The sequence below is a fragment of the Patiriisocius marinistellae genome (assembly GCF_009014635.1).
GTDB lineage: Bacteria > Bacteroidota > Bacteroidia > Flavobacteriales > Flavobacteriaceae > Patiriisocius > Patiriisocius marinistellae.
Map to the genome: position 1 here is coordinate 108,785 of NZ_BKCF01000005.1, position 16,337 is coordinate 125,121.

The 16,337-nt window shown below is 33.4% G+C and carries 9 protein-coding genes; all 9 read left to right on the top strand.

The genetic code is table 11. The features are described 5' to 3' along the window. Nucleotides 1-15: 15 nt before the first annotated feature. Nucleotides 16-3,249: an HAD-IB family hydrolase gene (locus GB234_RS12410; RefSeq protein ID WP_151894897.1), complete on the top strand. Its 3,234-nt coding sequence runs from the start codon at nt 16-18 to the stop codon at nt 3,247-3,249. Nucleotides 3,250-3,282: 33 nt separating this feature from the next. Further along, nucleotides 3,283-4,284, top strand: a complete 1,002-nt coding sequence (locus GB234_RS12415; RefSeq protein ID WP_151894898.1) for an NAD(P)H-dependent glycerol-3-phosphate dehydrogenase — start codon at nt 3,283-3,285, stop codon at nt 4,282-4,284. A gap of 419 nt (nt 4,285-4,703) precedes the next feature. Then, complete coding sequence (acs, locus tag GB234_RS12420) at nt 4,704-6,611, top strand: acetate--CoA ligase (protein WP_151894899.1); 1,908 nt, start codon at nt 4,704-4,706, stop codon at nt 6,609-6,611. Between the two features lie 225 nt (nt 6,612-6,836). Then, nucleotides 6,837-7,670 (top strand): DMT family transporter, encoded by an 834-nt coding sequence (locus tag GB234_RS12425; RefSeq protein ID WP_151894900.1) that lies wholly within the window; start codon nt 6,837-6,839, stop codon nt 7,668-7,670. 289 nt (nt 7,671-7,959) lie between these two features. After that, the gene (locus GB234_RS12430) at nt 7,960-10,275 is read left to right on the top strand and encodes a chondroitinase-B domain-containing protein (RefSeq protein WP_151894901.1); all 2,316 of its coding nucleotides are present in this window, start codon (nt 7,960-7,962) and stop codon (nt 10,273-10,275) included. 25 nt (nt 10,276-10,300) lie between these two features. Then, nucleotides 10,301-11,344: a polysaccharide lyase family 7 protein gene (locus GB234_RS12435; protein ID WP_151894902.1), complete on the top strand. Its 1,044-nt coding sequence runs from the start codon at nt 10,301-10,303 to the stop codon at nt 11,342-11,344. A gap of 29 nt (nt 11,345-11,373) precedes the next feature. Continuing rightward, nucleotides 11,374-12,489: a polysaccharide lyase family 7 protein gene (locus GB234_RS12440; RefSeq protein ID WP_151894903.1), complete on the top strand. Its 1,116-nt coding sequence runs from the start codon at nt 11,374-11,376 to the stop codon at nt 12,487-12,489. 61 nt (nt 12,490-12,550) lie between these two features. Then, the gene (locus GB234_RS12445; protein ID WP_151894904.1) at nt 12,551-12,898 is read left to right on the top strand and encodes a cupin domain-containing protein; all 348 of its coding nucleotides are present in this window, start codon (nt 12,551-12,553) and stop codon (nt 12,896-12,898) included. Nucleotides 12,899-13,145: 247 nt separating this feature from the next. Next, nucleotides 13,146-16,328 (top strand): SusC/RagA family TonB-linked outer membrane protein, encoded by a 3,183-nt coding sequence (locus GB234_RS12450; RefSeq protein WP_151894905.1) that lies wholly within the window; start codon nt 13,146-13,148, stop codon nt 16,326-16,328. The last annotated feature ends 9 nt before the right edge of the window (nt 16,329-16,337 follow it).

Sequence of the window (16,337 nt, forward strand, 5' to 3'; positions counted from 1 at the left end):
TATAAGTTAAAACCAATGGAACATATAATCAACCATCCCAATTTTCAAAAAGCCTTAAAACGAGTAGCGAGAGAAGAAGATATCCCGTTAGCAAAAGTGCAAAAAGAAGGAGAGAAATACATCAGAGAATTGTATGCGGAGCAACACCCAATGGCAAAAATGCTGTCCGTTCGTGGGTTTGATTATATTCTTTCTAGAGCTTATAGTGACAAAATTGATGTTGACCCTAAGGGGATTAAAAAGTTGATGAAGTTAATGCGTCAAAATTCTGTCGCATTTATAATGACACATAAAACATATTTAGACACCTTAGTTCTTATATCAACTTTAGCTCGCTATGGGATGCCAGTTCCATATTCTTTTGGAGGCAAAAATCTTGCTTTTCCAGGGCTTAAACAATTAGGTAACAACGCTGGACTTATTTTTATTCGTCGAAGCTTTAAAGACAATGCTATTTATAAGGTAGCATTACGTCACTACATATCTACAATTATTGATAAAGGGGACCATCTCACTTGGAATATTGAAGGAACTCGCTCTAGAACAGGAAAAATTCTGCACCCACAAATGGGCATCTTAAAGTATATTATGGATGCTGAAAAGCAGAGTAGTAAATCCATAAAATATGTTCCTGTCTCTATTGTTTATGACCTTATCCCAGATGTAAAGGAGATGACAGAACAAGCTAAAGGTGGACAAAAACAATCTGAAAATCTTAAAAAAGGGTTTGACTATGTACGTAATTTAGCAAACGATTTTGGTCGTGCAGCTATACGTTTTGGTGATCCTGTTGAAATGGATGATAGTCATAATGCAATAGTACCTCAATTAGAAGAAAATACATACAAGAATAAAAATTCACTACCAAGATTTGCTTTTGAGCTTATTCATCAAGCTTCAATGATAACACCTGTTACAACAGTTTCACTAGTTTGTAATGTACTGCTCAATGATTTTGCCCTTACCAAAAAGGAGATAGAGTTTAAGGTGAATAAGTTGATGGAATATATTGAAAAAAAACAACAAAATTCATTGCTTGATAGAGGCAATCCTATTGCTGTAAGCATTCAGAAAGCTCTTAATTTATTGCAAGGAGCAGGAATTGTTCAAAAAAGCCGTGCAGGTCAAAAGGCACAGTATAGTTTAATCTCATCAGAATATCTCCCAGCTACGTATTATGCAAATATGGCTGCGGGACATTTTTATCATGCCGCCTTCATAGAAATGGCACTTGCTAAAATTAAGGATGATACTTCTAAAAACCGTATTGTACGTTTTTGGGAAGAGATTATGAATTTACGAAACTTATTTAAGTTTGAATTTTTTTATACAAATAAACCCAAATTTAGCGCGGAGATTGAAGAAGAATTGAGTCGTTTTCATAGAAATTGGCGCTCTATATTAAGTGATCCATCTAAAAATGTGGAAGACATTTTGAAGAAGCAAAATTTATTTGTTTCTAGAGCACTTTTATTGACATATTTAGAGGCAGATAAAGTTGTTTGTCACACGCTCAATAATTGGGATGAAGATGACAAATTTAAACCAGCTGAGTTTCTAGAGCTTTGTATGTTTAAAGGTAAAGAATTACACTGGCAAACGCGTATTACAAGATTAGATAGTGTTTCAAAACCATTTTTGAGTAATGCTTTACGTTTTGCTGAAAATGCAAAATTGACACCTGTAAACCAGCAACTAGATTATAAAAAGCTAGAAAATTGGATGTTGCAATTAGAAGACCTTACGCAGAGGCTAGCATATCTCAAATCTATTGAAGTTGATCCTAGTGTAAAAGTACTTGAGCAAATGGCAAGCCAGCAGGGTCTTGTTCCGCTTTCTGAGGACAAAGCAAAAATAAAAAAAGCAGATGCTCAAGAGGGTGGACCACATATTGCTGCGTATTTTGATATGGACAGAACACTTATCAATGATTTTTCGGCAAAGAAGTTTATGACCACTCGTTTATTTAGTGGTGCAACAACAATTAAAGAATATCTCACGCAATTTATGACGGCGCTTGTATTTTCATTTGGAAATAGAGATTTTGAAATTTTGACAAAAATAGCAGCCTTAGGAGTTAAAGGAATTTCCGAAAAGTCTTTTGTTCAATTAGGTCAGGATGTTTTTGATGATTATTTAGCAACTACAATATATCCCGAGTCGAGGAAACTTGTGGAAAAACATTTAGAACTAGGGCATAGAGTGGTTATAATTTCCGCAGCTACTACATATCAAATAGAACCTATTGCTAGGGAGTTAGGAATTTCCGAAGTATATGCAACAAGAATGGAGCTTCGTAAAGGTAAGTTTACAGGTCGTGTTGCTGAGATGTGCTGGGGAGAAGGTAAGGCTCGCGCTGCTCGTACTTTTGCAAAAAAGAATGATATAGATCTTTCAAAAAGCTTTTTCTACTCAGATGCTATAGATGATTACCCACTTTTTAAAATTGTAGGTAACCCAGTAGCAACAAACCCTGATAAAGCACTTTCTCAAGTTGCTTTTGAAAATGATTGGCCTATTTTGCGTTTTGAACAACCTGCTGTGAAACCTGTTGTAAATGGGTTGCGAACTGGGCTTGCTATTGCTAGTATTTATCCTTCTGCAATGAAAGGAGCGGTTAAGGGGTTAATAACAATGTCTAGGCAGGAAGCGGCAAATACTACTTTTGCAAGCATAGGTAATTTAGGGACTAAACTAGCAGGTCTAGAGGTTTCGGTTAAGGGTGCTCACAACTTAAAAGATTTTCGTCCAGCGGTATTCTGCTTTAATCATCAAAGTGCAGCAGACTTTTTTATTTTGATGAAAATTTTAAGAAACAATATTACGGGTGTTGCAAAAAAGGAATTAGAGAGAACTCCTATAGGTCCTATTTTTTCAGCTTTAGGAGCGATATATGTAGATAGAAGTAATAAAGAGAAAGCTATTGAAGCTATGGAGCCAGCTGTAGAGGCATTAAAAAATGGAATATCTGTCGTCATTGCCCCAGAAGGTACGCGTAGTGGTAGTGTTGAGCTTGGTAAGTTTAAAAAAGGAGCTTTTCACTTAGCAATGCAAGCTGGAGTACCCATTATCCCTATTGTGATAAAAAATGCTTATAAAGCAATGCCAAAAGGTACCACGGCATTACGACCAACACATATTGAGGTAGTAGCTCTAGATCCAGTTGATACTGGTTTATGGAAATTAAAGGATATTGATAAGAATATTGAGTATGTACGTAATCTTTATTTAAAAGAACTCAACAATTAAATTATTGAAGTAACTGAAATTAAAACCAATGTTATGAAATTAAAAGTAGGATTATTGGGTGGTGGTTCTTGGGGAACTACCGTAGCTTCATTAACGTCAAAAAACGCAAAAACTACGCTTTGGGCAAGAAATCAAGAAACTGTCGATGAAATTAATGAGCATCACACTAATAGCAAATATTTACCTGGGGCACTTTTGCATAAAGGTTTAAGAGCATCATCAAGTATTGAGGAAGTTGTGAGCACGGCAGATGTTTTGGTAATGGGTGTGCCTTCTCAACATTTTAGAGATGTTCTAAAAGATGCGAAAAAATATATAAGACCGTGGATACCTATCGTAAGTCTCGCTAAAGGATTAGAACTTGGTACAAAAATGAGAATGACTCAAATTATTGAAGAAGAACTACCAGGTCATCCAGCTGGGGTACTTACGGGACCAAACCTTGCCAAGGAAATTCATAGCGGTCAAGCTGCAGCTGCAGTTATAGCTATGGTTGATAAAACAATAGCAAAAGAGCTACAAGGAGTTTTTAATTCGGGACTCTTTAGGGTTTACAGAAATACAGATGTAGTAGGCTGTGAGCTGGGCGGAGCATTAAAAAACATTATGGCGATTGCTACAGGAATGGGAGATGGTGCAAATGCTGGTGATAATACGCGTGCTGCATTGATTACAAGAGGACTATCTGAGCTTACCAGACTAGGTACTGCGATGGGAGGACGCCGTCGTACATTTGCTGGCCTTGCAGGCATGGGAGATTTAGTAGCCACGTGTTCAAGTTCAAAAAGTAGAAATCATCATGTAGGGTTTGAAATAGGAAGAGGTAAAAGTCTAGAACAAATCATTGCGGAGATGAATGAAGTCGCAGAGGGAGTAAAAACAGCAAAAGCGGTTATGGAACTTGCTAAAGAACATAATGTGAGCATGCCTATTTCTGAGGAAGTCTATAAAGTATTGTATGAAGGAAATTCTGTTTACGATGCTTTCAAAGGGCTTATTAACTTAGAGAGTGGCTCAGAAGCAGAACCAGGATAGCCTTTATTATTTGCCCAATTAAATAAATGAATAAATTAAATGTTTTTATTCAGACAAAGCACTATTTAATAAATGCTGAGTAGTGAAAATTGATTGTTTACGTATTTATTTATATCTACTCGCTTAAAAGTAAGTAACATCAAAGTTATGTTCTCTTCGGAAATATTAATGCATTAAGCCATTTTAAAATAATTAAAATTTCCGAAGAAAAGCATATATCTTCAAATAACAATATCTATAAATTTATAGAGTAAATTTCTCTTAAGTAAAATTATTTCTAAAAGAAGGTATTGTTAAAAATCTTTGTAAATTACTGCTTGTAATCACAAAGAGTTTTAACAATAACCAATTATTGTTTACCAATTATTAAATTAATATCAAGCACAAACGTGGATTGATGCACAAAATAATTTTTATTAATGAGTAATTATCACATAAAACATCTTGAAGAATATTATCAAGTTTATAGAAAGTCGGTACGAAATCCAGAGTCGTTTTGGGAAGAAATAGCAGAGGAACATTTTTTGTGGCGAAAAAAGTGGGATAATGTTCTTAGTTGGGATTTTAAAAAACCAGAAGTTAAATGGTTTGAGGGAGCAAAATTAAATATCACTGAAAACTGTATTGATAGACATCTTGCTACAAGAGGGGATAAAACGGCTATTTTATTTGAACCCAATGATCCAAATGAGGGAGCAGAACATATTACTTACAAGCAATTATATCATCGTGTTAATCAGTTTGCAAATGTTTTAAAAGAACAGGGTGTTAAGAAAGGTGACCGCGTTTGTATTTATGTGCCAATGATTCCTGAGTTAGCAATCTCTGTACTTGCTTGTGCTAGGATAGGTGCAATACATTCGGTAGTATTTGCAGGATTTTCATCCACAGCCTTATCAACTAGAATAAATGATAGTGATTGTAAACTGGTTATTACCGCAGATGGTTCATACCGTGGTTCAAAAACAATTGACTTAAAAGGTATTGTAGATGAAGCCTTAGAATCATGCAATGGTGTTGAAACTGTATTAGTTGCAAAGCGAATTAATTCAAATATTTCTATGAAAGAAGGTCGTGATACTTGGTTGCAACCTTTGTTAGACGAAGCTTCAAATCAATGCAAAGCAGAAATTATGGATGCCGAAGACCCGTTGTTTATTTTATATACTTCGGGCTCAACAGGTAAACCAAAAGGGATGGTTCACACAACGGCAGGTTATATGGTTTATACGGCATATACTTTTAAAAACGCATTTCAGTATAAAGAAAACGATTTGTACTGGTGTACTGCAGATATAGGTTGGATTACTGGCCATAGTTATATAGTGTATGGTCCATTAGCAAACGGGGCAACAACCGTATTGTTTGAAGGAGTACCAAGTTATCCAGATTTTGGACGTTTTTGGGATATTGTAGATAAGCACAAAGTAAATCAATTTTATACAGCTCCAACAGCTATTAGAGCTTTGGCAAAACAAGGAGTTGAACTAGTTGAAAAGTATGATTTGTCTTCTTTAAAAGTTTTAGGTAGTGTAGGGGAACCGATAAATGAAGAAGCGTGGCATTGGTATAACGACAATGTGGGAAAAAATAAAAGTCCAATTATAGACTCTTGGTGGCAAACAGAAACTGGAGGAATAATGATTACCCCTATTCCATATGTTACTCCCACAAAGCCTACTTACGCAACATTGCCTTTTATAGGTATTCAACCTTGTTTAATGGATGAAAATGGTGTAGAGTTAAAAGGCAATCAAGTAGATGGCCGTCTATGTATTAAGTTTCCTTGGCCTAGTATTGCCAGAACTATTTGGGGAAATCACCAGCGATATAAAGACACTTATTTTTCAACTTATGAGAATATGTATTTTACGGGAGATGGAGCGTTGCGTGATGAGGTGGGCTATTATAGAATTACAGGAAGAGTAGATGATGTTATTATTGTATCTGGGCATAATCTGGGGACAGCGCCTATTGAAGATGCTATAAATGAACATCCCGCTGTTGCAGAAAGTGCCATCGTGGGATTCCCTCATGATGTAAAAGGGAGTGCTTTATATGGTTATATAACTTTAAAGGATGTGGGTGAAAGTAGAAATCATGATAACCTTAGAAAGGAAATAAATCAATTAATTTCTGATAGAATAGGTCCAATATCAAAATTAGAAAAAATTCAATTTACACAAGGATTACCAAAAACGCGTTCTGGTAAAATTATGCGTAGAATTTTACGAAAAATTGCCGAAAAAGATACAAGTAACCTAGGTGATACAAGTACACTTTTAAATCCCGAATGTGTTCAGGACATTATGGATAATGTTTTATAAGAGTAAAATAATTATAGATGTAATTATATTTAACGCACAACTATTTTTTTAGTTGTGTTTTTTTTTTAGAGCAATAAAACAAGTGTCTTTAAATTGAATAAATTAAAAATCCAATTTAATGTTTCATAGTATTTTAATATTCTTTACTTCAAATAGACTAGTTTTGCCGGCTTAAATTCACTCAAAATAATCTGTATAAATTATCTAGCTATAATTTTTAATAATATGTTGAAAAAATCAATTTATTATATGATCGTTAGCGCTATGGCATTTACTTTCTTAAATGTTATTGTGAAACTCCTTGGTAGATTTGATGTAGCTCAAATTGTTTTCTTTAGATCTGTGGGTTCTTTGATTTTTACATTCTGGTTTTTGGCTAAACACAAAATAGCTCCTTTGGGAAATAAAAAGGCATTATTAGTTTTAAGAGGAGTAGCAGGATTACTTTCTATGGGACTCTTCTTTGCTGCCATAAAAGAATTGCAATTAGGATCAGCTGTTTCTTTGCGATACACTTCGCCAATTTTTGCCTTAATTTTTGCATTACTTTTTTTGAAGGAAAAAATTAAACCCATCCAATGGCTCTTTATAAGCATTGCTTTTTTAGGAGTTTTATTAATGAAAGGGTTTGATACTGAAGTTAACGGTATAGGGATGATTTATATCCTAGGTTCGGCAATCTTTAGTGGATTTGTATTTATAATAATTAGGAAGATAGGGGACCGAGATCATCCTGTTGTTGTCGTAAATTATTTTATGATTATCGCTGCAATAGTTAGTGGGTTTTTTGCTATTTATAACTGGAAAACTCCCATAGGATTAGACTGGTTTTTTCTACTAAGTCTTGGAGTTTTTGGTTATGTAGGTCAATATTTTATGACTAAAGCTTTTCAGATAGAGAAGACCAATCTTGTAGCCCCATTAAAATATTTAGAAGTTATTTTTACAATGCTACTAGGTTTTATGTGGTTTAATGAAATCTACTCTTTTTGGACTTTAGCGGGTATTTTATTAGTAATAACTGGGTTGCTTTTAAATACATTATTGAAACGCAATTAAATTTTAAGCTATCGTAACTTCATTTTTTCCCTTTGTAATTTTTCTGAAATATTTAGATTTTATTACGCCACAATTGCATACATACATATAAATAATAAGTACGTTATTAAAAATTAATGTTATTGCACAATCTTTAATTTTAAAGGATATAATTTACATCATGATATTTTTTTAACACAAAATTTGTTTTTAAAATATTAATATGCATATATTTGGTAAACCAATTTGGTAAACCAATTTTTTATTTTTAAGAAGATATCTCTTAAACTTCAAAATAAATAAACAAAATATGTCCATAAAACCACTATTAATTTTAGCCTTGGCTATTATTACAATACTATCTTCTTGCGATACAAAACAAGAGAATCATATTATTGTCAGTGATATAGCAGGTTATAATAATGCAATTTCAAAAGCAGAGCCAGGAGATGCTATTATATTAAAAAATGGTGTTTGGAAAGATGCTGAATTTATTTTTATTGCTAATGGTACAAAAGAAAATCCAATAACATTAAAAGCAGAAACACCTGGAAAAGTTTTTATTGAAGGTGTATCAAGTTTAAAACTTGGTGGAAATTATTTAGTCGTTGACGGCTTACATTTTAAAAATGGTTATTCCCCATCCAATGCAGTTGTAGAGTTTTGGGTTGATGAAAATAACATTGCAAACCATAGTACTTTAACAAACTGTGTTATTGAGGATTTTAACAAAATGTCAAGGGATGATTCAGACCTTTGGGTATTGTTAAGAGGTAGGCATAACACTTTAAGTAATTGTTATATTGAAGGAAAAACTAACCGAGGCCCTACGGTGAGAGTAGACGTTGCAGGAAGAGAAAGTATAAATAACTATCATCAAATTATCAATAACCATTTTGGGCCAAGACCAACTAAAGGTGGTGCTAGTGGAGAAACCATACAAATAGGCGATAGTTTTACCTCTATGTCGCCGAGCTACACTATGGTTGCAAATAATCTATTCGAAAAATGCAATGGGGAGGTTGAGATTATATCAAGTAAAACAAATTTTAATGAATTTAGAAACAATGTTTTTTATCAAAGCGAGGGTTCATTAGTTACACGTCACGGAAATTATGCAACCATCAACGGAAATTATTTTATTGGTGATGGTGTAAATGAAAATTATGGTGGAATTAGAATAATAAATACAGGACATACAGTTACAAACAACTATTTCTACAGCATAATAGGAAAGAACTTTAGAAGTCCTCTAGCTGTCATGAATGGCATTCCAAAATCACCTTTAAATAGATACAATCAAGTCACAGATCTTGTAGTTGCATATAATACTTATATTAATTGTGCATCTCCGTGGCAGTTTGGGGTAGGCACAAACATTAATCAAAAAGATGTTTTGCCGCTGTCCGAAATTCGTTCTGCACGTCCAATAAGGTCTATTGTTGCAAACAATGTTATTTACAATGAAAAAGGAGACCCAGCTCCTATTATCGAACATGATGAAGCAGATGGTGTATCTTTTAAAAGTAATGTAATTAACAATCAAGCCGTTGCTTTTAAATCTCATAAAGGGGTGAAAAATGTAAATTTCAAGGTAAAAGAAATTGCTCCTAATATTTACATACCCTCTGAGACTTTAAATACTAAGGCTTTTCAAGGATTTGGATTTGATGAATTTTCAAAAGATCTCTTCGGAAATTCTAGACAAAATGATAATTTGGTTGGGGCAAGTGTAACTACTGATATAAAAAACCCAATGATTTTAGATAAATCAAAATATGGAGCAAAATGGTATTCAAATGAAAAAGAGCTAAAAGAACCCACCACACATAATGTTACTAATGCAGATGAATTAAAAATAAAAATAGATGACGCTGAAGATGGTGATATTATAATGTTAAAGATGGGTAATTATAATATTGATTCTTCATTACAGATTAACAAAAAACTTAACATTACGGCTGAAGATAACTCAAACACTACAATTAATTATTCTGGCGCTAAAAACACCCCGCTTTTTGAATTACAACCTAAAGGGTTTTTAGACCTAAAAAATTTAGCTATAAAAGGAACAAACTCCCAATTTACATTTTCTAGTTTAAAAGAAAACATGTTTACTCATTTTGGGTTAAATGTTTCAAACTGTGTAATAAGTGATTTTGATTATGTATTAAAAGTATATAAAGAATCATTTGCAGAACGTATAACTTTTCAAAACACAACGATTTTAAATTGTGTAAATGGATTAGAACTATCTGAAGAAACAAACGATAAAGGAGATTACAATACGGAATATTTAACCATTAAAAATTGTGTATTCACAAATATCGATAAAAATGTAATTGACTATTATCGAGGCGGATATGATGAATCAACTATAGGTGGAAATCTACTTCTTACAAATTCTACATTCACTAATTGCGGTGCAAAAGAAGAGAACGGAATTTTAATAAATACACGTGGTATTATAAATGTTAATATTTCAGAAAATACCTTTAAAAATAATCCTGTAAAATTAGTTGCGCTACTTTGGGGTGCAAAAAATAACTCACATGCAAACAATAAAATTTCTAACTCAGGAGAGATCATTGTAGAAGAAAACTTAAAGCTTAAGTTATTCTATTAATAATAAAAAAAATAAATTTCAGTCAATGAAAAACATCGTATATATAATAGTTATATTTTTTGTCATAGTTGCTTGTAAAGACAAGGTGCAAAATATTTCAGAAGAAATTACACAGACCAATGAGATTGTAAAATATCCAAGTGATGTTTTACCATTTATGAACCAATGGAAAATTTTATTAGGTGACGGCACCGATAATGAAACGTTGGTTAATTACACAAAAAAAGATTTTTTCTATGTTGAAAATGATAGTGTAACAAATTGGGTAGTTTATAAAACACCAAACTCAGGGATTACTTCAAAAAATTCAGGGAATACAAGAACAGAATTAGGACAAAAAAAACGCTGGATTCCTGAAACTGGAGGTAAACTTACTGGAACACTTAAAGTTCAACACGTCTCCACTACTGGTGATGCGAGAGTCGCTGCTTCATACTCAGTAGTTGTAGGGCAAATTCACAGTGATGAAGGCCATAAAAATGAGCCCTTAAAAATATTTTACAAAAAATTTCCTGGGCATGAAAAAGGTTCAGTTTTTTGGAATTATGAAATTAATACAGAAGGGGATAATTCAAAAAGATGGGATTTTTCTACCGCCGTGTGGGGGCATGATATGTCAGTTATTGGAGAAGGCTCAAATACTTACCCTAAAGAGCCTGAAAATGGTATTGCTTTAGGGGAGGAATTTGCTTATGAAATAAATGTTTTTAAAGGTATAATGTATCTCACATTTACAAACGACACACAAGACACTAAGACCTTTACAAAAAACTTATTAGTGTCAGACTACTCAAAGAAATCTAATATCCCTCAACAGACGATAACTTTATTTTCATCTATAGGTCAAGATGGTACTGAAAGAGCAAATGCTTATGCTGGGGAATTACAATTTTTTAAACAAGGAGCTTACAATCAAACAAATGGAAAGAACCCTAAAACAAATATGGTGTGGAGTACGGGGTCAGAAATTTATGAAGGAGATATAAAAAAGCAATATGAAAACGGGAGCTACGCAGAAGTCTGGTTTAAAGAAGCTTCTTTAAGTTCTGGAACTGCCCCAAACAATTAAAATATATAAAATTTTCTAACCAAAATATAATGAAAAATAAAACTAATATAAGTTTCATCAACTTTTCAATACCGGGACTACTATTCTTGTTTTTTGTTACTCTCTTACCACTAAATAGTTGTAAAGATGAAAGTAAAGAATCAAAAAAAGAAGAAAAAGGATTTTCAAAAATAGAATACCCAAGCGATGTAATCCCTTTTTTTAATAAATGGAATTTAATTTTAGGTGACGGCTCAAATGCTGGAGTTGCAGAAAAATTTAAAAAAGAAGACTTCTTTTACACTGAAAATGATGATAAAAATAATTGGGTGGTTTTCAAAGCACCAAATTCAGGAGATACACATGGGACGTCAAATAACACAAGAACAGAATTAGCACAATTAAAAAAGTGGTATCCAAAAACAGCTAATGATAAGTTATCTGCTACACTAAAAGTAATGAATGTTTCAACTACGGGGGATGCCCGAGTCGCTGCATCGTATTCGGTTGTTGTGGGTCAAATACATAGTGCTGATGGTCATGAAAATGAACCGCTAAAAATTTTTTATAAAAAATTTCCAGGGCACACTAAAGGTTCTGTTTTTTGGAATTACGAGATTAATACAGCTGGTGATGATAACTCTAAAAGATGGGATTATTCTACACCTGTCTGGGGTTATGACTTTTCTAAAGTAGGCGAAAGCCCTGATACATATCCAGAAGAACCAACTGATGGTATTGCTTTAGGAGAAGAGTTTAGTTATGAAATTAAAGTCCTTGATGGTGTTATGAGTTTAACATTTACCAGCAAATCAAACAAAACCAAAACGTTTTCAAAAAACTTATTAGAATCTGAATATTTCGAAAAGTCTAGCACTCCAAAACAAACACAGAATTTATTTGTGCCAATAGGCCAAGATGGAGTGGAGCGTAAGAATGCTTATGCTAATGAAGGTTGTTTTTTTAAGCTAGGTTGCTACAATCAAACAAACGGGAAGTCTCCTGAAGTAAATATGAATTGGTGCTCTGGTGCAGAAACGCATGGAGGAGACATCCAAAAACAATATGCAGATGGAAGCTATGCAGAAGTTTGGTTTAAAACAGGAAGCATATTTGTAAGTGATGCTGCCGTTTCAAACGAAGAATATTTTACTAAAAATGATTAAACATTAATTATGAAATGCAATTATAAAATTTTGCATATTAATATAAATAAAATGATAAACTATGAAAACATTTGGAGCAAGTAAAGAATTTCTATTAGATAAAAACCAAGAATGGGAGGTTGTTGGTGAAGGCGTTAAAAGAAAAATTATGGGTTATGATGATAAGATTATGCTTGTCAAAGTAGAATTTGATACAGGAGGAATTGGTTACAAACATGAACATCATCATTCTCAAGTAACATATGTTGAAAGTGGTTCATTTGATTTTTCAATTGGGGAAGAAACTAGAACTGTAAAAGGAGGAGATTCTGTTTATATTCCTCCACATGTAATGCATGGAGCTATTTGTACAGAAAAAGGAATTCTTATTGATGTATTTAGTCCAATTCGTGAAGATTTCATGAAATAGCCTTGAAATTTTACGGATAATACTTTTTAATTAACAATATTTTAATATATTTGGTAAACCAATCTGGTAAACCAATTTGGTTTGCCAAAAAAAAAGGACGGGCACACACCTATCCTTTTTATAATATTACTTCTTTGGAGGGAAGTAAATTTCACGTAGTAGCGAACTAAAACATGAAATGCAAAGATATTAAAATGCAATTTTGTTTTTAAGTGTCTATGATTAACTAATCATTAAATTTTTAAATATGAATTTAAAAACAAAGTTAAATTTAATTATCATGCTTTTTAGTAGCATTGTAATAATAGCGCAGGATAACTACTCACTCACGGGTACTGTAGTTTCTGCAGTTGATCAAATGGGAGTTCCTGGGGCAAACGTAATAGTTAAAGACACGTCTAGTGGTGCAATTACAGATTTTGATGGAAACTTTGAAGTTGAGGTTAAGAGTGGTGATGTTTTAAAAATTTCATATATAGGATTTGTTACTCAAGAAATTTTAATCTCTAATCAAACTACATTAAACGTAATATTAGCTGAAGATGCTAATAATTTAGACGAGGTTGTAGTTGTAGGTTATGGAACTCAACGTAAAAGTCATGTAACGGGTTCTGTAGCTAAAGTAGAAGGAGGAGATCTTGCAGCCATACAAGCTAGTCGTGTTGATGAGGCTCTTGCGGGTAAACTTGCGGGTGTCTTAATTCAAAACCAAGATGGTTCACCCGGTGCAGATCCTAAGATACAAGTAAGGGCTGCGTCTTCAATTAATGGTAATTCAAACCCGTTGATTGTAGTTGATGGATATCCAATTTCTGGGAGTTTAGCAACCGTCAACCCTAATGATATACAAAGTTTAGAAGTTCTTAAAGATGCGGCTTCAGCTGCAATTTATGGATCTAGAGGAGCCAATGGTGTTATTTTAGTAACTACTAAAAAAGGAAAATCTGGCGAGCCTAGATTTAGTTATAATGCTTACACTAGTATTTCAAGTGTTTATAAAAGTGATAGAATTAATAGTACCGCTGGCGAATGGGCAAATACATTAGAAACTGGGATAGCAAACGGTACATATGATGTTTCTGAGTTAGATCCTGCTTTCGTTAATTACAAAATTAATGCATACAGAAATTCACCAGATGTATGGGCTGTTGAAGATTGGTTATACGGTGAAGGTTATAGTAACAGCCATGATTTTAGCTATAGTGGTGGTTCCGAAAACTCAAATTATTTTGCTTCAATAGGGTATCAAAATACAGATGGAGTTGTAAGAACCGAAGGTTTTGAAAGAGTAAATGCTCGTTTAAATGTAGAAACTAAATTGGGAGATAAATTTGAAACAGGGCTAAGCTTTAATGGATTTGTATCCAAAAGAGATATTATAGGTCATGATCAAAGAGATCTTATAAGGGCTTATAATATTAGCCCAATTTACCACACAGCAGAGTCTATTGCATTTGTACAGCAATTAGATCAACAAGCACAGGCATTAGGTCTTGATCCATTTGATGCTGGTTACAGAGCAGGCCCAGATGCTCCTTTTAATCAAAGTATCTACACATTACAACCTGGTGATACAGCTCAAGACTGGCATTATGGGAGGAACGGTAACGGTATTGGAGGGTCTGGAGATGCTGGTCCGGCAACAAAGCTCGACAATACAGATAGATGGCAAAAAACGTATTTTGGAAATGTGTCTACATATCTACAATATAATATTATTAAAGGTTTAAATATTAAAGCAGTATTAGGAGCGGATCTTAGAGATACTGAAGATTATTTTTACAGAGGACTTGAATTTGATGCAAGAGCAAGATCTAATCAAACTGCTTTAGATCAAACAAATATAAAGCAAACCTCAACGTTAAGTGAAACCACATTAAATTATGCTACAACTATAGGTAAGCATGATGTTTCAGCAGTAGCTGGAATTGAATTCCAAAAAATATTTTTTAAAGGCACTGCCTTAAGAGGTACAAATGTTCCTTTTAGTGATATTATTAATTATAATTTACTAAGACCTGAAGATATTGTAGTTACAGAAAGAGATGAGACTATTTCTAGATGGAGTTATTTTGGTAGAGTTAATTATGCGTTTGATAATCGATATTTAATAACTGCGTCTGTAAGGAGAGATGGTGATTCTCGTTTTGGAGCTAATAACAGATACGCTACATTTCCCGCACTTTCATTAGGGTGGAATGTACATAATGAAGCTTTTTACAACTTCGATCTTATTAGTTTGTTAAAACCAAGATTTAGTACCGGTTCTTTAGGTTCTACTTCAGATTTAGGAGCTTATAACTCGTTAAGTTTATTAAACCCACAACCTACAGCATATGGTACGGGGTTTCTTATCCCAGATGATATAGCAAATTCAGATTTGACATGGCAAACAAATACGGAAACTAACTATGGTTTAGACTTAGGTTTTTTAAATAACCGTATTAGACTAGGGATGGATTATTACACTTCGGATATTGAAGACATTTTAATAAATCAAAGTGTTTCTGAAGTTTTTGGTACTCCTTCAATAAGACTTAACTCTGGTGATGTAAGAAGCTCAGGGTTTGAACTTGAAATTTCAGCAGGAATTATTAGAAGCGAAAATTTAAGATGGGATTTTGGTGCTAACCTTTCTACAGTAAAGACAGAAATCACAGATTTAGGTGGCTTAGATGAACTACCTCAAGCAATTTATGGTCAAAGTGGTAGAGGTCCCGTTTTTAGAAACTATGTGGGTGGAGAAATTGGAGAAATGTGGGGAATCGAAACAACTGGAGCTGTTGAGGACAATTATATTACAGATCCAACAAGGGTTATAGATACAAATAGTTCTGCATTTTATGTAGTTGATCAAAATGGGGATGGTGTAATTGACAAAACTAAAACCGTTGAAGAAGGTGGAGATTTAGTGAAAATTGGACAAAATACCCCAGATTTTTACTACGGTTTTAATAGTACAGTAAATTATAAAGATTTTGATTTGTCATTTCAATTTCAGGGAGCAGAAGGAGGAGATGTTTGGAATGTAGATCCAATTTATTACAATTCAGAATTCGGTGGTAGATTACGTGATAGTTTTGACGCAAATAATGATGGTATTGCAGATCATAATGGACAGCATTATTTAGATTCTAACAATCAATTAGATGCTCAACTACAAGATGCTTCTTTTTTAGCATTGCGAAATTTAACTATTGGATACACACTTAAACCAGAGTTGATATCACAAGTAGGTTTAGATTCGGCGAGAATATATCTGGCATCATCTAATTTACTTTATTTCTGGGGTGATGATTATACCTCTTACAATCCAGAAGGTGTTGAGACTAATAATGCTGATTATCTAGGACCAACCACTTATGGAGTACAAGTAGGAGCAAGTCCTATAGTAAGAAGTTTCGCTTTTGGTATGAATGTTAATTTTTAAATTAAAGAA